Origin of the sequence: Terribacillus sp. JSM ZJ617, from assembly GCF_044383785.1 — a bacterium.
GTDB lineage: Bacteria > Bacillota > Bacilli > Bacillales > Amphibacillaceae > Terribacillus.
In genome coordinates this window covers 893272-914571 of record NZ_JBISEQ010000002.1, presented here as the reverse complement: position 1 = coordinate 914571, position 21300 = coordinate 893272, and the positions used below count along the sequence as shown (strand labels likewise).

23 protein-coding genes are annotated in these 21300 nt (G+C 44.9%); 14 read left to right on the top strand and 9 right to left on the bottom strand.

Going from position 1 to position 21300, the window contains the following annotated elements; genetic code table 11:
- Nucleotides 1-90: 90 nt before the first annotated feature.
- Nucleotides 91-396 carry an HNH endonuclease gene (locus tag ACH6C1_RS10970; RefSeq protein WP_374077011.1) on the top strand — a complete coding sequence of 102 codons (306 nt, stop codon included), beginning with the start codon at nucleotides 91-93 and terminating at the stop codon, nucleotides 394-396.
- Here the strand turns inward: ACH6C1_RS10970 and rnhC are convergent.
- Nucleotides 393-1385 carry a ribonuclease HIII gene (rnhC, locus tag ACH6C1_RS10965; protein ID WP_374077009.1) on the bottom strand — a complete coding sequence of 331 codons (993 nt, stop codon included), beginning with the start codon at nucleotides 1383-1385 and terminating at the stop codon, nucleotides 393-395. The genes ACH6C1_RS10970 and rnhC overlap by 4 nt on opposite strands.
- A gap of 117 nt (nucleotides 1386-1502) precedes the next feature.
- On the opposite strand from rnhC, the gene zapA reads away from it, so the two are divergent.
- The 8 genes from zapA (at nucleotide 1503) to ACH6C1_RS10925 (ending at nucleotide 9980) form a co-directional block, all read left to right on the top strand.
- Nucleotides 1503-1778 (top strand): cell division protein ZapA, encoded by a 276-nt coding sequence (zapA, locus tag ACH6C1_RS10960; RefSeq protein WP_038562093.1) that lies wholly within the window; start codon nucleotides 1503-1505, stop codon nucleotides 1776-1778.
- Complete coding sequence (locus tag ACH6C1_RS10955; protein ID WP_095222221.1) at nucleotides 1771-2337, top strand: CvpA family protein; 567 nt, start codon at nucleotides 1771-1773, stop codon at nucleotides 2335-2337. Before zapA ends, ACH6C1_RS10955 begins: the two co-directional genes overlap by 8 nt.
- A gap of 64 nt (nucleotides 2338-2401) precedes the next feature.
- On the top strand, nucleotides 2402-4117 hold the full coding sequence (gene polX, locus ACH6C1_RS10950) for a DNA polymerase/3'-5' exonuclease PolX (RefSeq protein ID WP_366247355.1): 1716 nt from the start codon (nucleotides 2402-2404) through the stop codon (nucleotides 4115-4117).
- 24 nt (nucleotides 4118-4141) lie between these two features.
- A complete protein-coding gene (locus tag ACH6C1_RS10945; RefSeq protein WP_374077006.1) occupies nucleotides 4142-6484 on the top strand; it encodes an endonuclease MutS2 in 2343 nt (780 codons plus the stop codon).
- A gap of 20 nt (nucleotides 6485-6504) precedes the next feature.
- The gene (locus ACH6C1_RS10940; RefSeq protein WP_038562084.1) at nucleotides 6505-6909 is read left to right on the top strand and encodes a DUF350 domain-containing protein; all 405 of its coding nucleotides are present in this window, start codon (nucleotides 6505-6507) and stop codon (nucleotides 6907-6909) included.
- A gap of 99 nt (nucleotides 6910-7008) precedes the next feature.
- Nucleotides 7009-7323, top strand: coding sequence for a thioredoxin (gene trxA, locus ACH6C1_RS10935; protein ID WP_038562082.1), 315 nt, complete (start codon nucleotides 7009-7011; stop codon nucleotides 7321-7323).
- Between the two features lie 79 nt (nucleotides 7324-7402).
- A complete protein-coding gene (uvrC, locus tag ACH6C1_RS10930; protein WP_374077003.1) occupies nucleotides 7403-9217 on the top strand; it encodes an excinuclease ABC subunit UvrC in 1815 nt (604 codons plus the stop codon).
- A gap of 340 nt (nucleotides 9218-9557) precedes the next feature.
- Complete coding sequence (locus tag ACH6C1_RS10925) at nucleotides 9558-9980, top strand: YxiJ family protein (protein WP_374077001.1); 423 nt, start codon at nucleotides 9558-9560, stop codon at nucleotides 9978-9980.
- Between the two features lie 86 nt (nucleotides 9981-10066).
- On the opposite strand, the gene ACH6C1_RS10920 is transcribed toward ACH6C1_RS10925, so the two are convergent.
- Nucleotides 10067-10510: a YslB family protein gene (locus ACH6C1_RS10920; protein WP_095222226.1), complete on the bottom strand. Its 444-nt coding sequence runs from the start codon at nucleotides 10508-10510 to the stop codon at nucleotides 10067-10069.
- Nucleotides 10511-10829: 319 nt separating this feature from the next.
- Here ACH6C1_RS10920 and ACH6C1_RS10915 point away from each other — a divergent pair, with 319 nt between their 5' ends.
- The 3 genes from ACH6C1_RS10915 to sdhB are packed head-to-tail and all read left to right on the top strand — an operon-like array spanning nucleotide 10830 to nucleotide 14028.
- A complete protein-coding gene (locus ACH6C1_RS10915; RefSeq protein ID WP_095222227.1) occupies nucleotides 10830-11450 on the top strand; it encodes a succinate dehydrogenase cytochrome b558 subunit in 621 nt (206 codons plus the stop codon).
- A gap of 32 nt (nucleotides 11451-11482) precedes the next feature.
- Entirely contained in the window at nucleotides 11483-13252 is a 1770-nt protein-coding gene (gene sdhA, locus ACH6C1_RS10910; protein WP_095222228.1) for a succinate dehydrogenase flavoprotein subunit, read from the top strand.
- Entirely contained in the window at nucleotides 13252-14028 is a 777-nt protein-coding gene (sdhB, locus tag ACH6C1_RS10905) for a succinate dehydrogenase iron-sulfur subunit (protein WP_095222229.1), read from the top strand. Before sdhA ends, sdhB begins: the two co-directional genes overlap by 1 nt.
- Nucleotides 14029-14064: 36 nt before the next feature.
- On the opposite strand, the gene ACH6C1_RS10900 is transcribed toward sdhB, so the two are convergent.
- Together ACH6C1_RS10900 and ACH6C1_RS10895 are read right to left on the bottom strand one after the other, a co-directional pair.
- Complete coding sequence (locus ACH6C1_RS10900) at nucleotides 14065-14595, bottom strand: TetR/AcrR family transcriptional regulator (protein ID WP_374076997.1); 531 nt, start codon at nucleotides 14593-14595, stop codon at nucleotides 14065-14067.
- Nucleotides 14588-15295, bottom strand: a complete 708-nt coding sequence (locus tag ACH6C1_RS10895; RefSeq protein WP_374076995.1) for an MBL fold metallo-hydrolase — start codon at nucleotides 15293-15295, stop codon at nucleotides 14588-14590. Before ACH6C1_RS10895 ends, ACH6C1_RS10900 begins: the two co-directional genes overlap by 8 nt.
- 188 nt (nucleotides 15296-15483) lie before the next feature.
- Here ACH6C1_RS10895 and ACH6C1_RS10890 point away from each other — a divergent pair, with 188 nt between their 5' ends.
- Nucleotides 15484-16182: a Type 1 glutamine amidotransferase-like domain-containing protein gene (locus ACH6C1_RS10890; RefSeq protein WP_374076993.1), complete on the top strand. Its 699-nt coding sequence runs from the start codon at nucleotides 15484-15486 to the stop codon at nucleotides 16180-16182.
- Between the two features lie 9 nt (nucleotides 16183-16191).
- Here the strand turns inward: ACH6C1_RS10890 and ACH6C1_RS10885 are convergent, their stop codons facing one another.
- The 4 genes from ACH6C1_RS10885 to ACH6C1_RS10870 form a co-directional block, all read right to left on the bottom strand.
- Nucleotides 16192-16359 (bottom strand): hypothetical protein, encoded by a 168-nt coding sequence (locus ACH6C1_RS10885; protein WP_374076991.1) that lies wholly within the window; start codon nucleotides 16357-16359, stop codon nucleotides 16192-16194.
- A 167-nt stretch (nucleotides 16360-16526) separates the two neighbouring features.
- A complete protein-coding gene (locus ACH6C1_RS10880) occupies nucleotides 16527-16979 on the bottom strand; it encodes a DinB family protein (RefSeq protein WP_374076989.1) in 453 nt (150 codons plus the stop codon).
- 109 nt (nucleotides 16980-17088) lie between these two features.
- The gene (locus ACH6C1_RS10875; protein ID WP_374076987.1) at nucleotides 17089-17832 is read right to left on the bottom strand and encodes a thermonuclease family protein; all 744 of its coding nucleotides are present in this window, start codon (nucleotides 17830-17832) and stop codon (nucleotides 17089-17091) included.
- 102 nt (nucleotides 17833-17934) lie between these two features.
- Complete coding sequence (locus ACH6C1_RS10870; RefSeq protein ID WP_374076985.1) at nucleotides 17935-19413, bottom strand: aldehyde dehydrogenase family protein; 1479 nt, start codon at nucleotides 19411-19413, stop codon at nucleotides 17935-17937.
- Between the two features lie 123 nt (nucleotides 19414-19536).
- On the opposite strand from ACH6C1_RS10870, the gene ACH6C1_RS10865 reads away from it, so the two are divergent.
- Nucleotides 19537-20289, top strand: a complete 753-nt coding sequence (locus tag ACH6C1_RS10865; RefSeq protein ID WP_374076983.1) for an SDR family oxidoreductase — start codon at nucleotides 19537-19539, stop codon at nucleotides 20287-20289.
- A 44-nt stretch (nucleotides 20290-20333) separates the two neighbouring features.
- On the opposite strand, the gene ACH6C1_RS10860 is transcribed toward ACH6C1_RS10865, so the two are convergent.
- On the bottom strand, nucleotides 20334-21179 hold the full coding sequence (locus ACH6C1_RS10860) for an STAS domain-containing protein (RefSeq protein WP_374076981.1): 846 nt from the start codon (nucleotides 21177-21179) through the stop codon (nucleotides 20334-20336).
- Nucleotides 21180-21300: the final 121 nt, after the last annotated feature.

Here is a 21300-nt window from a genome sequence, read left to right as displayed (position 1 = left end):
GAAACGCAAGTGTCGCTTCGTTATTATCGGGAATTATAACGTTAAAAGGCATAATTCCTGTCTATACTGGTAGTAAGCGAGGGGATAGAGATGGCGAAACAGCAAACAGGCAGATGTACGCTCTGCGGCAGGGACGAGGTCACCTTGACAGAGCATCATCTGATCCCGAAGGAAATGGGAGGCACATTTCTGGATACAGCCATGATATGTATTCCATGCCACAAGCAAATCCATGCTTTATATACAAATGAGGAGCTTGCTGCAAGGCTGCCTAGTATCGAAGACTTGCGAGCGGATGAGAAACTTTCCAAATATATCAAATGGATCCGGAAACAGCCTGCGGGAAGGCTTGTTCGGACAAGGAAATCAAACAGCCGCCGCGGATACGGCCGTTAGATATACTTTTCAGCTTTTGCACTATTAGCAAAATGCATTTTCGTAAAGACAGGCAATGCCTGTCGGCCGTGTGTACGGATAAGGCGTCCTGCGGCTTGATCGACAGCAGCACTGGCTCCTTTTGGAATCGTGAAGCCCGCCTGTTTGGACAGTTTATCCATTTCCCTAACAAAGCTAGCTCGGGAAATGATTGATGCAGCAGCAACAGCAAGTGAATGGCTTTCTGCCTTTGTCATAAAGCTTACATTCTGCTGAAGCCTCTCCCCTTCTGTAGCAAGGTGTTTGATATAAGTTGATGGCAGCTGGAATTGGTCAATCAAGATTCCCTCTGGCTTGGTCGGGGCAATCTTGGCCAGCAGTTTCTGAATGGCGTGATGATGCAGCATCGTTTTCATCTTCCCTTGGGACCAGCCGCGCTGCTGGAGTTGATTGTATCTTTCATTGCGCATGACGAGCAGGGAATAGGGAAGGTCAACATGCATCAAATCCTTGGCGATTCGCTGGATTGCATCATCCTTTAATAGCTTGGAATCTTTGACGCCGAGCTCTTTCAGTAGGGCGAACTGGCTTTGGTCTACATACACACTCGCTACCGTAATCGGCCCGAAGAAGTCACCAGTGCCTGCTTCATCTGAACCGATATGGGAAGAAGCGAATAAAGCAGGGGCAGGGGCGAATCTGTGATCATTGACACTTGGTTTCGGGCCCGCGGGTCCTTTTGGAGCAGGATGTTTGAGATCTTTGACACCTGGTTTCGGGCCTGATTTTTTCGGACCAGCTGGTGCACTTCCCCATCTATCCGCTTCCTTTTCAGGCGCTTTACCCTGGAAGAGTACTTTTCCGGATTTGTAAGCGGTAATGGCACAGCTAGGTGTCTTTGCCGAAAAGATGGCTCCTGGAGGTGCTGGTTTCTCATTACGGCTGTATGTTGCTTTCATTTGCTGGATTGTGTCCAGCGGCAATAGTAAAACAATTTGTCCCACGTTCATCTCTCCAATCTGACAATTAGTATAGCACGCCGTTTGTCTATACAGAATAGTTTCCTAAATCGACACCTTCATGTTACTATAAAGACTAGTATTATAAGAGAAGTGAGGGGAGATAACGTGTCCCAATCTGATAAAACACGTGTTACGGTTGAGATACATAACCGGTCCTATACAATCGTCGGACAAGAGCCAGCTCATCGCATGCGGATGGTGGCAAGCCTTGTCGATCAGAAGATGTCGGAGATCCATCAAGCAAATCCGAATCTTGATACCGCGAAATTGGCCGTCCTGACGGCTGTGAATACAACTAACGATTACTTAAAATTGAAAGAAGAGTATGCACAATTGCTAGGCTCTATTACAAGGAAAGAGGCTAGAAAGGATAATGATTGATTTACTTATCATCGCCATGCTCCTGTTCGGCGTACTCGTCGGCTTAAAGCGTGGCTTCATCATGCAGCTGTTCCATTTAGCAAGCTTTGTCGTATCATTCATAGTTGCAGCTATATATTATGATCAGCTCGCACCGAAGCTCGAACTTTGGATTCCGTATCCGGATATATCTTCCGATAGCGCTTGGTCCGATATATTCGGAGCAGTACCGCTCGATCAGGTATTTTACAATGCAATCGCGTTCGCAATTTTGTTCTTTGCGACGAAAATCATCCTGCATATCATCGGATCCATGCTGGATTTCATTGCAGACTTGCCGATTTTGCGCTCTGTGAATAAGCTGCTCGGCGGTGTACTCGGCTTCGTTGAAATCTATCTGCTCGTATTCGTGATATTGTATCTATCGGTATTACTGCCGATCACACCAGTGCAGGAAGCGCTGGACAGGTCAATACTCGCAGCATGGATCGTGGAACATACACCATATATTTCTGGTGAGATCAAGGATCTATGGCTGAATCATGTTGCAAATAAATTACCCACTGAATTGATGGGATGAAATGCTTAACCCTTGCGGCATCGTGCGCAAGGGTTTTCTACCTTGTTTTGAAAGGATGAGAGGTATGGCTATCAATAAAAAGGACGTAGTCAAACTGCTTGAGACAATTGCAATTTATCTTGAGCTAAAAGGGGAAAATACATTCAAGGTGTCCGCTTACCGGAAAGCTGCAGCGGCATTGGAAGCAAATGACCAATCCATAGATGAAATTGAGGATTTCACGTCGCTGAACGGAATCGGAAAGGGTACGGCGGCGGTTATAGAGGAATATATCAAAGACGAACAGTCTGATACATTACGTCAGCTGCAGGAGGAAGTTCCTGAAGGGCTGGTGCCGCTCCTTGATCTGCCTGGTCTTGGAGGCAAAAAGCTGGCTAAGCTGTATCAGGAGCTTGGCGTTATCGATGCGGCTAGCTTGAAAGAAGCTGTGGAATCGGGTAAAGTCGCATCGTTAAGCGGGTTCGGCAAGAAATCTGCCGAAAAGATACTAGATGGCCTTGCAAATGTCGGATCCAGACCAGAACGTATTCCAATTGCAATGATGCTGCCGCTAGCGGAACGTATCGAGTCCTTCCTTGAATCATTAGAAGGAATCGAACAGTTTGCCCGTGCAGGTAGCCTGCGGCGGATGCAGGAAACAGTGAAGGATTTGGATTTCATCATTGCAACCAATGATCCAAAAACTGTTCAAGAGCAGCTGCTTACGATTGACAACTTGAAAGAAGTCATCGCAAAAGGTGACACGAAAGTATCCGTTACCTTGGAAGAAGGCTACGACATCAATGTAGACTTCCGGATGATCGAACCAGCAGCCTTTGCAACGACGCTTCACCATTTCACTGGTTCTGCCGACCATAATGTAGCGCTGCGTCAGCTGGCGAAAAAACGCGGGGAGCGCATCAGTGAATACGGTGTTGAGAATGTAGAAACAGGGGAATTAACTACTTTCCAATCCGAAAAGGAATTTTTCGGTCACTTCGGTTTGTCCTTTATTCCTCCTGAAGTAAGGGAAGCACAAGGCGAACTGGATAGCTTCAAACAAGAAATACCGCTTGTTCAGCTATCAGATATCCAGGGAGATTTGCACATGCACTCAACTTGGAGTGATGGTGCCCAATCGATAGAGCAAATGGCTAAGCAGGCGATGGAGCTTGGCTACTCTTATATAGCAATAACGGATCACTCGAAGTATCTTAAAGTGGCTAATGGTCTGGATGAGAAACGGCTGCGCAAACAAAGGGAAGAAATAGAGCGCATCAATGCGTTGTATCCTGACTTTCACATATTTGCTGGCGTTGAAATGGATATTCTGCCAGATGCTCGTTTGGATTTTGACGATGACTTCCTGCAAGAGATGGATTATGTCATTGGTGCAATTCACTCCAGCTTCTCGCAATCAGCCGATCAAATCAAAGAACGTCTGACAGCAGCGCTTGAGCATCCGAACGTGAATGTCATTGCTCACCCAACCGGCCGTCTCATCGGAAGAAGAGCCGGCTATGCAGCAGATCCGGACTGGCTCATCGAAAAGGCTGCGGAGACAGGTACGGTCATCGAGCTGAACGCCAACCCTAACCGGCTGGATTTATCGTGGACATATTTGAAAAAAGCCCAAGAGCTTGGCGTGAAAATTGCTGTTAATACCGATGCGCATAGTTATGCAACATTATCATTCATGGAAGTCGGTGTGGCGATGGCACGTAAAGGCTGGCTTAAACCAGAGACGGTTATCAATACCTGGTCCAAGCAGCAATTGATGGAGCTTTTTAAGCGCAGCTAACAGCGTAAAAAGTGGGGGGAAAACATGAATAAACGAATATTCCGTGTACTGGAATTCGATAAAATCATTCAGAAGCTAAGTGAACAAGCAGCATCGTCACTTGGCAAAAAAAGAGTCATGAAAATAGAGCCGGCGACGGAGCTTGCAGAAGTAGAACAGCTACAGGCTGAAACGGATGAAGCAGCTTCTGTCATCCGGCTTCGCGGCGGTATACCGCTTGGCGGCATTTATGATATCCATGCAAGCGTCAAGCGTGCAGTGATCGGCGGTATTTTAAATGCGAACGAATGCCTTGACATTGCCAGTACGATTTATGGCGGTAAGAACTTGAAACATTTCATCGATGAGCTGGAAGAACCGGAGATACCGATCATTCGCGGTCTTGTTGATCAGCTTGTATCATTGAGTGATTTGGAACGTCATATCAAGAGTGCAATCGATGATCATGGTCGAGTAATGGATGGTGCCTCCGAACGACTCCGCGGTATCCGTTCCCGCATCCGTACGAACGAAAGCCGAGTGCGGGAAAAGCTTGAATCGTATACTAGATCGAAAAGCAAGATGCTGTCAGATTCCATCATCACAATCCGGAATGACCGCTATGTGCTGCCTGTCAAACAAGAATACCGCGGGGCAATCGGCGGTATCGTCCATGACCAGTCTTCCTCTGGGCAGACTTTATTCATGGAACCACAGGCGGTAGTGGATTTGAACAACCAGCTGCAAGAAGCAAGGGCACAGGAAAAAGCGGAAATTGAACGGATCCTCAAGGAAATCAGTATGCGAGTTGCCGAAGATGAAGCAATTTTGCTGGCGAATATCGAAATCCTTGGTCAAATCGATTTCATTGCAGCACGTGCCAAGCTAGGTGCAGTTATGCGATGCTCTATGCCGAAAATGAATGACAAAGGTATCATTCATTTAAAGCAGGCTAGACATCCGCTGATCGATCCAGAGCAGGTAGTGGCAAATGATATCGATCTTGGAGACGATTACTCTACCATTGTCATCACTGGTCCGAATACTGGTGGTAAGACCGTTACGATCAAAACGATTGGGTTATTTACACTGATGGCCCAATCAGGTCTCCAGGTGCCAGCGCTTGATGGCGGTGAAATGGCAGTCTTCACGGAAGTGTTCGCAGATATCGGTGATGAACAATCCATTGAACAGAGCTTGAGTACGTTCAGCTCTCATATGGTCAATATCGTTGATATCCTGAAGCAAGTGGATCATCAATCACTTGTACTATTTGATGAGCTCGGTGCCGGTACGGATCCGCAGGAAGGTGCGGCACTGGCGATGAGCATACTCGATGAGACGATCAAACGCGGCGCTTCTGTTGTTGCGACGACACATTATCCTGAGCTCAAGGCATACGGCTACAACCGCGACCGCGTGGTGAATGCGAGCGTGGAGTTCGATGTGGAAACATTAAGACCGACATATCGCTTGCTGATCGGTGTTCCTGGCCGCAGTAATGCATTTGAGATTTCCAGACGACTTGGCTTGAAGGAATCCATCATTGATAGTGCCAAGGAATTGATCGGTACCGATTCGAAGAGCGTAGAAAACATGATCGCTTCACTGGAAACATCCCGCAGAGAAGCGGAGCACGATTATGAAACAGCTCGAGCACAGCTTGAAGAAGCAGAAACGCTGAAGCGTGAGTTGGAGAAGCAGTGGCAGGAATTCGATGCCAAGCGTGAGCGCTTGTACCAAAAGGCTGAAGAAAAGGCTGCTAAGGCTGTCGAGCAGGCTAGGGAAGAAGCTGAAGAAATTGTTGCTTCTCTTCGCACAATGAAAAATCAAGCCAGTGTAAAAGAGCATGAAATCATCGAAGCCCGCAAACGACTGGAAGGCGCTTCACCGGAGCTTGCGAAAAAAGGCACAAAAGCAGCACCGCAAACGAAGGAAAACAAGCAGCTTATGCCTGGGGATGAAGTCCTTCTTTTGACATTGGGTCAAAAAGGAACAGTTGTCGAGAAGGTAAGTGACAAAGAATATTTGCTCCAAATTGGAATTATGAAAATAAAAGCGAAACGAAAAGACATCGAATTCGTAAAGAGACAGGACGTATTAAAAGAAAAGCCGGTTGCAACAGTAAAAGGCTCCGCCTATCATGTGAGCACAGAACTGGATTTGCGAGGGGAACGTTACGAGGATGCACTGCGCCGCGTCGAGAAGTATGTGGATGATGCGCTGCTAGCTGGATATCCTCATGTATCCATCATCCATGGTAAAGGAACGGGTGCACTGCGTACAGGTGTGCAGGAATTTGCCAAACGCCACCGAGCAGTGAAGAATTATCGTTCTGGGGGCATGAATGAAGGCGGAACCGGTGTAACCGTGCTTGAATTTCAGTAAACAGCGGGGAGTACGGGGTTATGGAGTCATTTTGGGAAAATACGATCGTCCTGACAGCTGCGCGCTATAGCGTGGCAGTACTGAGCATCATCGTGTTTATGGCTATTTTTGAGCTGGTGACTTCCTATAAGAACTGGGAAGAAATCCGCCGGGGTAATTTATCTGTTGCGATGGCAACAGGCGGTAAGATGTTCGGTATAGCGAATGTGCTTCGCTTCTCCTATGAACATAATGATGGTATCCTCCAGAGCATCATGTGGAGTTCCATTGGTTTTGTTATGCTGCTGATAGGCTATTTCATTTTCGAATTCCTGACGCCGACGTACAAAATCGACACGGAAATCGCTAATGATAACCGTGCGGTCGGATTTATTTCGCTTGTTATTTCAGTGGGATTATCTTATGTTATAGGAGCAAGTATTTAGTGCGATGTTTAGGAATGAACGCTTCTAAGCAAACTAGTAGCGTTACGGACTTCAGCAGTGCTATACTCGATGAAAGCTTTTATTTAGGAGGAATGTAATATGGCAATTGTAAATGCAACTGATTCAAACTTTAATACAGAAACAAGCCAAGGACTTGTCCTTGCTGACTTTTGGGCAACTTGGTGCGGACCTTGTAAAATGATTGCACCTGTATTGGAAGAAATCGACGGAGAAATGAGCGATAAAGTTAAAATCGTGAAACTTGACGTAGATGAAAACCAAGCTACTGCTGGTAAATTCGGCGTAATGAGCATCCCGACATTGCTTCTTTTCAAAGATGGCGAAGTTGTGGATCAAGTAATTGGCTACCAGCCAAAAGAAGCTCTTGTTGAGCTTGTTAACAAACACGCGTAAGCAATAGACATGAGATCCCTTGTTACAACCTTGTAGCAAGGGTTCCTTTATGTAAAGCACTAGAAAAAGGGGAAAGCGAATGAACAAGACGATAACGGATAAACTCGCTGTTCTGCCGCCGCAGCCTGGCTGTTATTTGATGAAGGATAAAAATGGGACGGTCATTTATGTCGGAAAGTCCAAGCTCCTCCGCAACCGGGTCAGATCCTATTTCACCGGTGCGCACGACCGCAAGACACAGCGACTCGTCGCGGAAATTGTGGATTTCGAATATATTGTTACCTCCTCCGAAATTGAAGCACTCATTCTTGAAATGAACCTAATCAAGAAATATGACCCTAAATATAACATCCTCCTGAAGGATGATAAAACATATCCATATTTGAAAATCACAGCAGAAGAACAGCCGCGTTTGCTGGTGACACGAAAAGTGAAAAAAGATAAAGGCAAGTACTTCGGACCATATCCGAACGTAATCGCTGCACGGGAGACAAAGAAGCTGCTGGACAGACTATACCCGCTGCGCAAATGTAATACGATGCCGGACCGCGTCTGCTTGTATTACCACATGCACCAATGTCTTGGTCCTTGTGTTTATCCTGTCTCGCAGGAGACGAACCGTAATATCGTACAGAATATCACGACATTCCTAAACGGGGGACACCATCAGATCAAGAAGGATTTACAGCAGAAGATGCAGGAAGCAGCTCAAGAGCTCGATTTCGAGCGTGCGAAAGAGCTACGCGACCAAATCCAGCATATTGAATCTGTCATGGAGCAGCAGAAGATGACATTGACGGATCAGACAGACCGCGATGTTTTCGGCTTCGCCTACGACAAAGGCTGGATGTGTGTGCAAGTATTCTTCATCCGCCAAGGCAAGCTGATCGAACGCGATGTAAGTATGTTCCCGTTTTTCGATGAACCAGAGGAAACATTCCTTACTTTTGTCGGGCGCTTCTATCTGCACCAAAACCATTTGCTGCCAAAGCAAGTGCTCGTCCCGATCGGTACAAACGTAGAGGGATTGCAGCAGCTTTTGGAAACGGATGTAGCCATTCCATATCGCGGCCGCAAGAAAGAGCTTGTCGAGCTTGCAGGAAAGAATGCTAAAATCGCCATCAAGGAGAAATTCTCACTTATCGAGCGTGATGAGGACCGGACAATCAAGGCGGTTGAATCTCTCGGAGAGAAGCTCAATATAGCGACACCGCACCGTATCGAAGCATTCGATAACTCCAATATCCAAGGAAGCGATCCGGTATCTGCAATGATCGTCTTTACTGATGGACGTCCGGATAAGAAGGAATATCGCAAGTACAAGATACGTGATGTAAAAGGTCCTGATGATTACGATACGATGCGAGAAGTCATTCGCAGGCGATATAAGCGGGTGCTGCAGGATAATTTGCCTTTGCCTGACCTGATTGTCATCGACGGCGGAAAAGGACAAATGAGCGCAGCAATCGAAGTGCTGGAGGACGAACTTGGGCTTGATATACCAGTTTGCGGCCTTGCTAAGGATGACAAGCACAGGACAAGTGAATTGCTGTACGGAACACCGCCAGTCGTTGTAGATTTCGAACGGAACGCCCAAGATTTCTATTTGGTGCAGCGTATCCAGGATGAAGTGCACCGATTCGCCATAAGCTTCCATCGCCAGCTGCGCGGGAAGAGTGCAATCAAATCAAAGCTGGACGATATTCCAGGAGTCGGCGAGAAGCGCAGAAGACTGCTCATGCGTCACTTTAAATCAGTGACAGCAATTCAAGAAGCAAGCGTAGAAGAAATTGCTAAGCTAGGAATTCCGGCACCGACTGCTCAAGTTATTCTGAACCATTTGAATAATCCTGAGGAAGTTGCAGAAGAACAGGAAGATGAAAACCAGGCCTAAGATAGGCCTGGTTTTTTTGTGAGCAATTATTCTTTGATACTTTGTGATCTATGCTATACTCGATTTAACATTAATTACCAAACTGCTGCTGAACACAACTCCAAAAAATCCTTCAAGAGAATGCTCCAAATAAAGCTTTAATAGGATTATTTGCTTCAAAACGAAATGAAGCATCTCATAAAAGATATGATTTTAGAGATTACGCTCCTGAAATGACATGTATGTTTAAATTTATTTCCAGATAAATTAGTACTAGTTACCAAATTTATTATTTAAATGTAACAATAATATTAGACCAAATGAAATGAGGAGATATAGGAAGGATGATAAATATTTTGCCATGACCACGTCATATCATCGACAGCTTGTACGGACTGTTGTGCGGGAAAGATGGACAAAAACGGTTGATGAACTTTTAGCACTTCGTTTAATGAAGCCGTTTCCTAATACGGAATTGCAGCGGATGCTAGTACATAACACAAGGATGGATGAGTTGGATTTAGCAGACTGGAATACGCATTGGATGGAAATCGCAGGAGCTGTATATCATTTGGGAAGAGGTAATCTTCCTGAAAGGCGACAAATCTATTGGTGCAGCTTGAACTTCTTTTTATCTCATCCGGAGTGGGGTAACCAGAACGACATCTTATTAAAAGAATATCCTGTGTTTCATCGTGAATTTATGGAACACGAGCGTGCTAGATTTTATGTATTGTTCTTTTATTATCAATGGAAAGCTGGAAGGAAGTACTTGAATAGATAGTCCTAAACAGCCTGTATAAAGCGTGAGAAGCATTAAAAAATGACGTGCAAGAAACACACGTCATCCTCCATTGTATGTTGTATCCATCAATCTTCCTTAGCAAAATACACATTGAATTGTACATGTTCTTTTTTAGGTACATTTTCGTCTACACATTCACAGGCAAGCTCCTTGATCTGCTCGATGCTTGCTGCGAGGAAGCCTGCTTCCATTCGGTATTCTTTTCCGACTCCGACCTTCCATCTATGTAAGACTGGTGCTCCAGAGAGTTCGAATGTCATTTCTTGTCGTTTCTGTTTGATAAGGCTCAAGTTCCCCCAGCCCATCTGGATGAAGAAGTCCTCAACTTGTTCCATGGATGTCGGGTTTACTTTTCGTGCCAGTTTTTTGCCCATCACATAAAGGATGGAGGAAGCGTCCTCACCTAATAAGTCTGGTAAACTGACAAAACGCAATATATCGTGCCCGGCACCATGAGTGATGAGCTGTTCCATATAATCCTTGTCGAATTCTTGCATTTTCTTTTGCATGCATGTCTTCCTTTCCCGCCTTGTTGCAATTACAAAGTATCTTTACTCACTTTACCATGAAAACTGGGTAAACTGCCAATGTCTTTTGGCTGAATTGACAATGTTTATGAAACTGACAAAATTCATCGTTAATCGATTGATTTATATAAAATAAAAAAAGAGATTAGTAAATTTTTTAAAGCGTTTTCTTGACGCCTAAATTTGATAGTTATACAATAATATTGTTAAGAACGGATTCAGTTTTCAATCGGTTTTATTTTTAATCGAATATGAAAACGCAATCATTCTGTTAATTCAGAGAGCTACTGAGGGGGTACGTATGAACGAGAATCGAGAGTTTTTCTACCGCAGGCTTCATTCGTTGTTAGGAGTGCTTCCAATCGGAATCTTCCTTATCCAGCACTTGGTCATTAACCACTTTGCTGCGTACGGAAGCGGCAGCTTCAATACTGCTGCCGGTTTCATGCACAATCTTCCATTCCGTTTCGTGCTGGAATGGGTCGTGATCTACATACCGATCCTGTATCATGCCATTCTCGGTGTGTACATCGTACTGACAGGCAAGAACAATACGAGAAGATATGGATACTTCCGGAACCTGATGTTTCTGCTGCAGCGGATCACTGGTATCGTGACACTGATATTCATCGCATGGCATGTGTATCAGACTCGCGTTATCACGATCTTCACGCAAGAAACAATTGATTTCGATTTCATGGAAGCGATTTTGACACAGCCATTCTTCTTCTGGTTCTACTTGATTGGCGTCATTTCCACAACGTTCCATTTCGCGAACGGCTTATGGAGCTTCCTGGTTACATGGGGGATCACTGTTTCTCCGCGTTCCCAGCGAATTGCAACATATGCGACGCTGCTTGTGTTCCTAGGCGTAACGTATTTGGGGATACGCTCTTTGCTGGCATTCGGTATGGGCGTATAAGATAGCGGCTTTAAGAGAGGGGACTTAAAGAAATGAGTAAACGAAATATAGTTGTTGTCGGCGGGGGTCTTGCAGGCTTGATGGCAACCATCAAAGCAGCAGAAGCCGGCGTTCATGTAGATTTATTATCCATTGTTCCGGTAAAACGCTCCCACTCCGTTTGTGCACAGGGAGGCATCAACGGAGCGGTCAATACGAAGGGTGAGGGTGACTCCACTTGGGAGCATTTCGATGATACGGTTTACGGTGGTGATTTCCTTGCCAACCAAGGTCCTGTAAAAGGAATGTGCGATGCAGCACCAAGTATTATCCATATGCTCGACCGGATGGGAGTCATGTTCAACCGGACACCGGAGGGACTGCTTGATTTCCGTCGTTTCGGGGGTACGCAATATCACCGGACAGCTTATGCTGGTGCAACGACTGGTCAACAGCTGCTTTATGCACTTGATGAGCAGGTGAGACGCTTTGAAACAGCAGGTTTGGTAACAAAATATGAAGGCTGGGAATTCGTTCATGCCATCATTGATGAGGAAGGTGTCGGACGCGGTATCCTGACACAGAACATCCAATCCCATGAATTGCGCGCGTTAAGGGCAGATGCAGTCATCATGGCGACAGGCGGTCCTGGTATCATCTTCGGAAAATCGACGAACTCCATCATCAACACGGGTTCTGCTGCTGGAGCTTTGTATGAGCAAGGCGCAATTTATGCGAATGGAGAGTTCATTCAGATTCATCCTACAGCCATACCTGGTGACGATAAGCTCCGTCTGATGAGTGAATCCGCCCGCGGAGAAGGCGGTCGTGTTTGGACGTACAAAGATGGTGAGCCTTGGTACTTCCTTGAAGAGAAATACCCAGCGTACGGAAACTTGGTACCACGTGATATTGCAACGCGTGAGATCTTCGATGTATGTGTTAACCAAAAGCTTGGTATTAACGGCGAGAACATGGTTTATCTTGATCTTTCCCATAAGGATCCAAAAGAGCTGGATGTCAAACTGGGCGGTATCATTGAAATTTATGAAAAATTCGCTGGTGATGATCCACGTAAGGTTCCAATGAAGATCTTCCCGGCAGTCCATTATTCTATGGGCGGTCTTTGGATCAGTGATGATCAGATGACAAACATTCCGGGAATCTTTGCAGCTGGAGAATGTGATTACTCCCAGCATGGTGCAAACCGTCTTGGTGCGAACTCCCTTCTGTCCGCAATATACGGCGGAATGGTTGCCGGACCGAATGCAATCAAATATATCGACGGACTGGATAAGCATGCTGATGACATCTCCAGCAAATTATTCGATGATGCACTTGCAAAAGAGCAGGCAAACTTCGATAAGATGATAAGGATGGACGGGAAAGAAAATGCATACAAGCTGCATCGTGAGCTAGGCGAATGGATGACAGATAATGTGACAGTAGTTCGTGAAAACAGCAAATTGCTGAAAACGGATGACAAATTGCAGGAGCTGCAAGAGCGCTGGAACAATATCAACATCCATGATACATCCCTTTGGAGCAACCAAGGTGTCATGTTCACCCGCCAGCTTAAAAACATGCTGCATTTAGCTCGTGTTATGACAATTGGAGCGTATATGCGGAATGAAAGCCGGGGCGCCCATTACAAACCAGAGTTCCCAGAACGTAACGATGAAGAATTCTTGAAGACTACGATGGCTAGATATGATGAATCTTCAAACTCACCAGACATCTATTATGAAGAAGTAGACACTTCCTATATCGTGCCGAGAAAACGTGACTACAGCCAAGCGAAAGCGAAGGAGGCAAAAGCATAATGGAAGCGACGAAAACGAAGCAAGAGACGATAACAATTATTGTGACACGTCAGAATGATCCGAGTAGCGCCCCTTATGAAGAAACCTTCCACGTACCATACCGGGAGAATATGAACGTCATCTCTGCTTTGATGGAGATCCGGAGAAACCCGGTGAATGCGGAAGGCAAGGAAACGACCCCTATCTATTGGGATATGAACTGTCTGGAAGAGGTTTGCGGAGCTTGTTCCATGGTTATCAACGGTACGCCAAGACAGTCTTGTGCGGCACTTATCGATAAACTGGAGCAGCCAATTCGTCTAGAGCCAATGTCTACGTTCCCAATCATCCGTGATTTGGCTGTGGACCGCTCTCAAATGTTCGACAGCCTGAAAAAAGTCAAAGCTTGGGTACCGATTGATGGTACGTACGATCTAGGACCAGGTCCGCGTATGCCAGAGAAGAAACGCCAATGGGCATATGAGCTTTCCAAATGCATGACTTGCGGCGTGTGCTTGGAAGCATGCCCGAACGTAAACGATAAATCAGATTTCATCGGCCCAGCACCGATTTCCCAAGTTCGTTTGTTCAACGCCCATCCTACTGGTGCAATGAATAAAGGGGAACGTCTGGAAGCATTGATGGGTGAAGGCGGTATCGGCAGCTGCGGTAACTCTCAGAACTGTGTTCAGGTCTGCCCGAAAGGTATTCCGTTGACAACATCCATCGCCGAGATGAACCGTGCAACGAATATCCAGTCTTTCAAGAACTTCTTTGGAAGTGACACGAACTACTAAAATAAAAGCCACCAGATCATTATCTGGTGGCTTTGTTTATGATTGTATACCTCGTTCAAATATTCCAACCATATGTTCAAGTGATCTCTCCAAATCAACATCAAGTTTAAATCCAGCATGTTTATTCAAATCAATGAAGCCGTGCAGCATGCTGCGAAATCCTCTGATAGCATGGATCTCTTCTGTTTCCTCTAATGAGAATGCTGTTAAACCATCAGCTATAAGCTGTACAAGCTTTTCACCAACTTCTCCGGTTCCGCCTGGCAGGGAGGAGGCATACAGACCTGGATGAGACGAACCGAAATGGACGTAGGCCTTGGCTAGTGACAATAATGGCTGTGCTGTTTGTTCTGTTCCTTTTAAAGCGTCATACAGTTGAATTTGAGCCATTTCAGCCATTTCATGCTTGATTTCTTCTAAGTTTTTGAAGTGATTATACAAAGAAGGCGGCTTAATAGATAGGGAGCGGGCGATATTTGCCATTGTGACTGCTTCGTATCCTTGTTGTTCTGCTAAGGATATAGCGGTGTCGATAATCATTGTTTTCGTAAGCTGCATTCTAGGCATGTATTCTTTCTCCTTTTTCTGCACGCAGAATAGCTTGTTTCATATGCGCCAGCGGTTCATGAAGCAAATCTCCATGTCCAACAGCTAAGATTTTAGGTTCTAAGTCTGCTAGCTTCTTAGCAGTTTGAACGGAGATTTGTTTATGCCAGGTAGCCCAGCTGGGAAATGGAAACTGCCATCTTAGATCACCCGATACTGCTATTCCGCCTCGGAGCTGAAACGCGTCACCAACAAGAAGGGCACCATCCCGATGGTCGAACAATGCCAGCATACCTGGTGTGTGCCCTGGCGCTGCTATCACTTCAAGTGACCCGACGCGGTTACCTTCGCTTAAGAACCTATCTGGCTTAGTCTTAATATTTTTTGGGTAACCGCCCTTGATGGGATGGCCAGCTTCCATTTTCTTTTCGTTTTGAAGTATATCCCACTCCATCTGAGATAACATGACTTCTGCATCAGGTAAAGCATCTTTCAAGCTGTCTAAAGCGCCAATATGATCTGAATGGGCATGAGTTAATACGATCTTTGTTATCGGTTTACCAATAGTTCGGGCTGTCGAGAGAATAGAAGATGCTGAAGATGCTAGAGCTGCATCGACCAATGTTAGTCCGTCTTCTTCTTCAATTAAATAACAGTTCACCGGGAATAGTCTTGGCATAAAAGTGAGTTGGTATAGATTGTTTTGTTTTGTCATACGCATAAAATTTTCCTCCAAACTAATGGTATTAGTTAAACTATAAACTAATGCCATTAGTTTCGCAAGGATTTATTTCCCATTATATTGAATATACATCTACAGGTTAACTAAACGTACCTTACGTATATAGCTGAGGTTTCCCTTGCCTTGCTGTTGGCCAGGGTATATTGCATGGTAAGGAGGAAAATATAATGAAAAGACAGATTATCGCTCTTGGGGGCGGAGGATTTTCAATGGAACCGGATAATTTAGCGCTTGATCGATATATACTTTCCCAGAGCGCTAAAGACGAGCCGCGTGTTTGTTTCATTCCTACAGCCAGTGGAGATAGTGCGGATTATATCCAACGTTTTTATAAGGCTTTTCAACTACTGCCATGCACGCCTAGTCATCTATCTTTATTTGAGCCGTCGTTTCCAAGTTTGCGTGATTTTGTGATGGAGCAGGATGTCTTGTATGTCGGAGGGGGAAGCACCCGAAATATGCTCGCACTGTGGCGAGAATGGAAGCTGGATAATATATTAGCTGAAGCTTATCAGAATGGAGTCATCTTGGCAGGACTAAGTGCAGGGGCCAATTGCTGGTTTGAAGAGGGGCTCACCGACCCTTTGAACGGGCCGCTCTATACATTAAATGGACTTGGTTTTCTATCAGGCAGTGTTTGTCCTCATTTTGATGGAGAAGCGAAACGCAGACCAAGTTACCTTGAAGCTGTCGGTGAAGGAAGTATGAAAGAAGGTTATGGCGTGGATGATTATGCTGCCATGCATTTCGTGGATGAGGAGCTGAGCCGAGCTGTTAGTTCTCGGAAAGGTGCTGCTGTGTATAAAATAAACAGGCAAGAAGACGGAAGTTCTGAAGAAGCAATTCCGACTGCTTACCTGAATTAGATTCAGCAGTTACATTTCAACAATAAACCAGTGAATATGGGAAGCAGTTTCGGAGATCAGCTGCTTTTTCATCAATTCAGCTTCCTCCAACGTATCGAATAACTTGCACATCATACTGCCTGTCTCTTTCAGGCAGCGAATGTCATCCTTCTCTTCACGCATGATCACATACGCCAATATCCATCCCTCATTTTATAGTTTTCTAAGATGTGTTTAGAAGATTATATATCGAAGAGAATCTGTTGTATAGCAGTTTTCTGTAAAAAATTGATAAAAATAAGGGAAATTATACTAGGTAAATTAAAATAACCTTACAGCTAAAATGCTGCAAGGTTATCTTATACTTAGCGGAAGAAGGGAAGGTCTGTTGCCGCGACTAAACGAGCATAAATGAACAACTGACCTTTGTGATGCAGTTCATGATCATACATAGCTTGAAGATACAGTTCTTTCTTACCTTGCATACCCGGTATCTTCGCTTCGTTTTCCAGTGCCAGTTCTTCATCAGTGATAGTGTCAAAGGCTTGAGCTGTTTCATCTGTAAATTGCTTAACAGCTTGCTTAAGATCTTCCATCGTATGTACTTCAGGGAAATCCGGAGGTGACATAACTTCCGTTTTTACCATATTTACAAACATATTGCTCGAGCCAGCTACATGAAGTACCAGTTCGCGAAGCGTCATTGCATCTTCCCATGGTTTAAAATCCAGATGGCCGTCTTCGATTCGGTCAATCAGTTGGATTAATACATTGCGATGCTGCAGCCAATTTTCTTTCCAGTGTTTTGTTTTACTCATGATGTATGCTCCTTTTATGGTGGTTTCTTATACTATAAACAAAAAAGTTATGTGCTGTCATTTGTTAGAGCCTGTGTGAAATTATAAGTGCTGTTTAATCGTCCATTTATTATTCACAAGCATAATCATCCTTATCCCGGTCAAACTTACGTTGGTAGGCTGGGTGAGTGCTTGGTACACCGTCTGGGTATGTTTTTCTAAGTTCCGTACAATTGGCAAACTGTGTTGATTGAGAAGATTCATTTGATGAGCTGTCTACTGGTGTTTCGGAAGTGTCCTGACTAGTGGCACAGCCGTCGAATCCGCGATCTGTCACGTATCCATTTTGCTGCCAAACTGCTTCATCATCTTTTTTAGCAGTTGCTTGTGCTTTCTCGAAATTATCAAGGTATCTTGTATTTGGCGGGTACACATAAGCTACACGTGCCAATCCTTCTTCCAGTAATGTCTGCTGCACGCTCACTCCATCAGCATATACATAGGCAAGTAAACGACCATACTTGTCCGTTCGTGAACCAACATCGAATTCCAGCTCCAGTTTGTCCGCATCCGCCACTAGTTCTTCATTACGTTTGCTGGCATCCTTTCCATAGGGCTGAACACATTTGTTCGGCGCTTTTGTCTCAGGAGTATCTACAAGCAAGTAGCGGACAGTTTCTTCTTGCCCGTTGTAGTTCACTTTGATTGTGTCGCCATCCACTATTCGGATTAATGAAACTTCTACTTTGTCAGTTGTACCTGACGTGATCGTGGGTTTGGATTTCGTATCGGTCTGTTCTGTTTGTATTACACCGCAGCCACTAATTAACAGCAGTATAATGGTCAGCCAAACAATATGGTTTATTTTTCTCATGATGTACGATAACTCCTTCTAGCTGCATTATATTTATAATAAGAGGGAAGATATCGTTTCACAAGGGCAAAAAGCAGGGCATCGGATAGATGCCCTGCTTTTTTATTCTGGTATATAAGGAAGATCCAATGCATCCGGCATATTGATGACATGTGTTTCGGCGTATGCAAGCAAGCCTTCTTTGCCATACTCGCGGCCAATGCCGGATTGTTTTACACCGCCAAATGGAAAGCGAACGTCCAAGCCTTGGATGGCAGCAGTATTGATCATCGTCGTTCCAGCTTGAATCCGCTTAGCTACTTTAACCGCATGCTCTTGCTTGCCCCAAACCGAACTAGTCAGGCCATAAATGCTTTTGTTGGCAAGATGAATCGCATGCTCATCATCCTTGAACGGTAAGATGGGGACAGTCGGACCAAACTGTTCTTGTTCGACAATCGGATCATCATAATCCGCACCAAGCACAAGCGTTGGCTGCATAAAGTATCCTTGTTTGAATAGATCTTCGTCCATTATTTTACCGAGTTTGATGACTTCAGCCCCTTTTTGTTTGCTGTCATCAATCAGACCCTGGACAAATTCCATCTGCTTTTTATTATTTACCGGACCAATCGTAACGTCTTCGGCGAAGGGATCCCCAACGCGAATCCACTTATCAGCAGCTTCCTGATATTTTTCGATAAAAGAATCGTAAATAGACTCATGTACGTAAACACGCTTGGCAATCATGCAAATCTGGCCTGCTGTCAGGAAGTTTGAAACGACAATCCGGCGCATTGCTTTTTCATCATTCACATCAAAGTCTTCCAGTACAACGGCAGCGTCATTGCCGCCTAGCTCCAATGTCATATGCTTGATTGTATCGGCCGCTGCTTTCATAATGTGCTTTGCCGTTTCTGTTCCGCCAGTGAATGCAATTTTGGCTACTTTCGGGTTGGAAGTCAGTTCGACGCCAACTTCAGCTTCGCCATGCACAAGATTCAAAACGCCTGCTGGAAACTCGCCTGCAATTATCTCGGCAACTCTGCTGACAGCCAGTGGGGCAAGAGGGCTTGGCTTCAGGACCATCGTATTGCCTGCAAGCAAGGCGGGCGCAATCTTGATAGTTGAGAGCGAAATTGGATAGTTCCAAGGAGAAATAGCACTGATCACCCCGATTGCATCACGAGCTATGATTGTTTTACCGCCATCATGCTCGTTCACTTCATCTTGAAGTACTTCCATGACATTATCACAGGCAAACTCCATCCACATCAGGGACACAGCGATTTCGCCCTTCGCATCATATAATGCTTTCCCATGTTCCCTGGATAGGAGAGCTGCAATGTCTGATGCGTTATCTTTTATCTTTTGGATAGCTCGGCGCATGCGCGAGATTCGATCCTCGAATGAAGATTGCCGCCACTCGGTGAACGCTTGATCAGCGGCATCAATTGCCTGGATTGTTTCGTCTTTCGTATTGAGCGGGGCGTAGCCAACCACTTCTTCAGGGTTAGCCGGGTTTTCTCTGGGAGCTTGTTTTTCGGCTTTATGCTTTTTTCCATTAATGATGCTATCAATCACAATTGGTTCCACAGACATGTCAAGCACTCCGTTTCTATTGATTTGGTTTTACTATACCCAAAAGAGAGGACAATCATTATACGCAGCGGTTATCCGTGGAATGCTATGGGGTAGTTATATTAGCAACAGGAGGTCATATATATGGATTTAAAGGGTAATAAAATATTGATTACCGGCGGAGCATCCGGTATTGGCTTTGCTTTTGCGGAACGTTTTTTGCAGGCTGGCAATGAAATGATTGTATGCGGCAGAAGGGAAAGCAAGCTGCAGGAAGCAAGGGATAAGCATCCGGAACTGATTACACGTGTAAGTGATGTTACGGTTGAATCCGAGCGAACTGCGCTATTTGAATGGATAAAACAAGAGCATCCAGATGTAAATGTACTAGTCAATAATGCAGGAATCCAGCAGCGCTTCAATGTTTTAGAAACTAATGCAGTGAATGACTGGGCATATTTCAATCAAGAAATATCAGCCAATGTTGAAGCACCATTCCATCTATCGATGCTGTTTGCACCGTTCTTTGCTTCCAGCGGGAAGAAAGCAGCCATTATAAATGTGACCTCAGGTCTTGCATTCACGCCAATGGCCATAGCACCAATCTATTCGGCAACAAAAGCCGCATTGCATTCCTTCACGATGAGTCTGCGCTTGCAGCTTGCTGAAACGGAAGTGGAAGTGATTGAAGTGGCTCCGCCAGCTGTAAACACAGATCTGGGAGGAGCAGGCATCCATACCTTCGGAGAACCAGTCGATGCGTTTGCTGAAGGGATATTCAAAGGGCTGGCCGAAGGTAAGGAAGAAATAGGGTACGGTACTTCAGCCAAGGCCTTGCGAATGTCACGTGATGAAATTGATGAAGCAGTAAAGAATATATATAGCAGGGTGAAGTAAAGAGAAGAAGAGCTGATCACAAGGACCAGCTCTTTTTTGATGATTTATTTCAATTTACCGTATCCAAGATGATACAAGGCATTTTTTAGATTCGATACTGTAGTTATCGACTTGAAATCTAAACCAAGTGAGACCATCGTCTGTGCGATTTCTGGACGGATTCCCGTAATGATGGTTTTAATCCCGCTTACCCGAAGGGATTGAACAATTTGAACAATCTGATTGGCCACCATCGTATCGATCATCAATACGCCAGAAACATCCAAGACTAGGTGATCCAATTCCAAAGCATTGCCTTGTGTCAATGCAGTCTCCATGATCAATTTAGCCCGATGTGTGTCGATCTCGCCGACAATGGGTATAACAGCTAATCCTTCATAAATTGGAACTACCGGCACTGACAATTCTTCCAGCGCACTATAGGCAATGCTGACCATCTTCTTATTATGTTTCTCAAACTGTCTTCCAATTTCAAAGCTGACTACCTCCAGCATTGGATCGATGATTTTTGATACATCCAGCATGGTAATCGCAGCAAAATGCCGCTCCTCCAGTTCAACCGTGAATATATCCCAAATAACACTGCGGAAGCTGGAAACGTATTGCAACGTAGCAGTCAAGGAAACATTCATCTCCGTAGCCGCTTGTCCGGCCCACGATCCCCAAGCCAAAAAGTTTTTTTCCACTTCTTCTTTGTTATCTTCAGCAAAAAGGATGGCACCGATATTAGATACAAGTCTAGCATTGAATTTGGATAATTGCTCTTTCGGAAGAGATAAGATACGAAGCTCTTTATTTAATGTCGAATCGAGGTTTAGAAGTACAGATTCGGCAATAATATCCTGGTTCTTCTGTATCTTCTCCCCTATATATCTCAATTCGTCTTTCATACTGATGTCCCCTTTTATGTTGTGTACTACTTTAAGAATAATCTAAGAGCGAGTGGAATGGAAGTTATAAGTGGTATAAATAATACTCCTTTTATTAGAAATTACCGCCAACTATCTTCAT

Excerpts from the sequence above, each read along its gene's own strand:
- ACH6C1_RS10875 (WP_374076987.1), bottom strand. The coding sequence starts at position 17,832 with ATGAGAAAAATAAACCATATTGTTTGGCTGACCATTATACTGCTGTTA.
- sdhA (WP_095222228.1), top strand. The coding sequence starts at position 11,483 with ATGAGTAAACGAAATATAGTTGTTGTCGGCGGGGGTCTTGCAGGCTTG.
- ACH6C1_RS10865 (WP_374076983.1), top strand. The coding sequence starts at position 19,537 with ATGGATTTAAAGGGTAATAAAATATTGATTACCGGCGGAGCATCCGGT.
- ACH6C1_RS10895 (WP_374076995.1), bottom strand. The coding sequence starts at position 15,295 with ATGCGTATGACAAAACAAAACAATCTATACCAACTCACTTTTATGCCA.
- ACH6C1_RS10900 (WP_374076997.1), bottom strand. The coding sequence starts at position 14,595 with ATGCCTAGAATGCAGCTTACGAAAACAATGATTATCGACACCGCTATA.
- ACH6C1_RS10955 (WP_095222221.1), top strand. The coding sequence starts at position 1,771 with ATGATTGATTTACTTATCATCGCCATGCTCCTGTTCGGCGTACTCGTC.
- ACH6C1_RS10890 (WP_374076993.1), top strand. The coding sequence starts at position 15,484 with ATGAAAAGACAGATTATCGCTCTTGGGGGCGGAGGATTTTCAATGGAA.
- ACH6C1_RS10970 (WP_374077011.1), top strand. The coding sequence starts at position 91 with ATGGCGAAACAGCAAACAGGCAGATGTACGCTCTGCGGCAGGGACGAG.
- ACH6C1_RS10915 (WP_095222227.1), top strand. The coding sequence starts at position 10,830 with ATGAACGAGAATCGAGAGTTTTTCTACCGCAGGCTTCATTCGTTGTTA.
- polX (WP_366247355.1), top strand. The coding sequence starts at position 2,402 with ATGGCTATCAATAAAAAGGACGTAGTCAAACTGCTTGAGACAATTGCA.
- rnhC (WP_374077009.1), bottom strand. The coding sequence starts at position 1,385 with ATGAACGTGGGACAAATTGTTTTACTATTGCCGCTGGACACAATCCAG.
- ACH6C1_RS10870 (WP_374076985.1), bottom strand. The coding sequence starts at position 19,413 with ATGTCTGTGGAACCAATTGTGATTGATAGCATCATTAATGGAAAAAAG.
- ACH6C1_RS10920 (WP_095222226.1), bottom strand. The coding sequence starts at position 10,510 with ATGCAAAAGAAAATGCAAGAATTCGACAAGGATTATATGGAACAGCTC.
- ACH6C1_RS10860 (WP_374076981.1), bottom strand. The coding sequence starts at position 21,179 with ATGAAAGACGAATTGAGATATATAGGGGAGAAGATACAGAAGAACCAG.
- sdhB (WP_095222229.1), top strand. The coding sequence starts at position 13,252 with ATGGAAGCGACGAAAACGAAGCAAGAGACGATAACAATTATTGTGACA.
- uvrC (WP_374077003.1), top strand. The coding sequence starts at position 7,403 with ATGAACAAGACGATAACGGATAAACTCGCTGTTCTGCCGCCGCAGCCT.
- ACH6C1_RS10925 (WP_374077001.1), top strand. The coding sequence starts at position 9,558 with ATGACCACGTCATATCATCGACAGCTTGTACGGACTGTTGTGCGGGAA.
- ACH6C1_RS10940 (WP_038562084.1), top strand. The coding sequence starts at position 6,505 with ATGGAGTCATTTTGGGAAAATACGATCGTCCTGACAGCTGCGCGCTAT.
- trxA (WP_038562082.1), top strand. The coding sequence starts at position 7,009 with ATGGCAATTGTAAATGCAACTGATTCAAACTTTAATACAGAAACAAGC.
- ACH6C1_RS10880 (WP_374076989.1), bottom strand. The coding sequence starts at position 16,979 with ATGAGTAAAACAAAACACTGGAAAGAAAATTGGCTGCAGCATCGCAAT.
- ACH6C1_RS10945 (WP_374077006.1), top strand. The coding sequence starts at position 4,142 with ATGAATAAACGAATATTCCGTGTACTGGAATTCGATAAAATCATTCAG.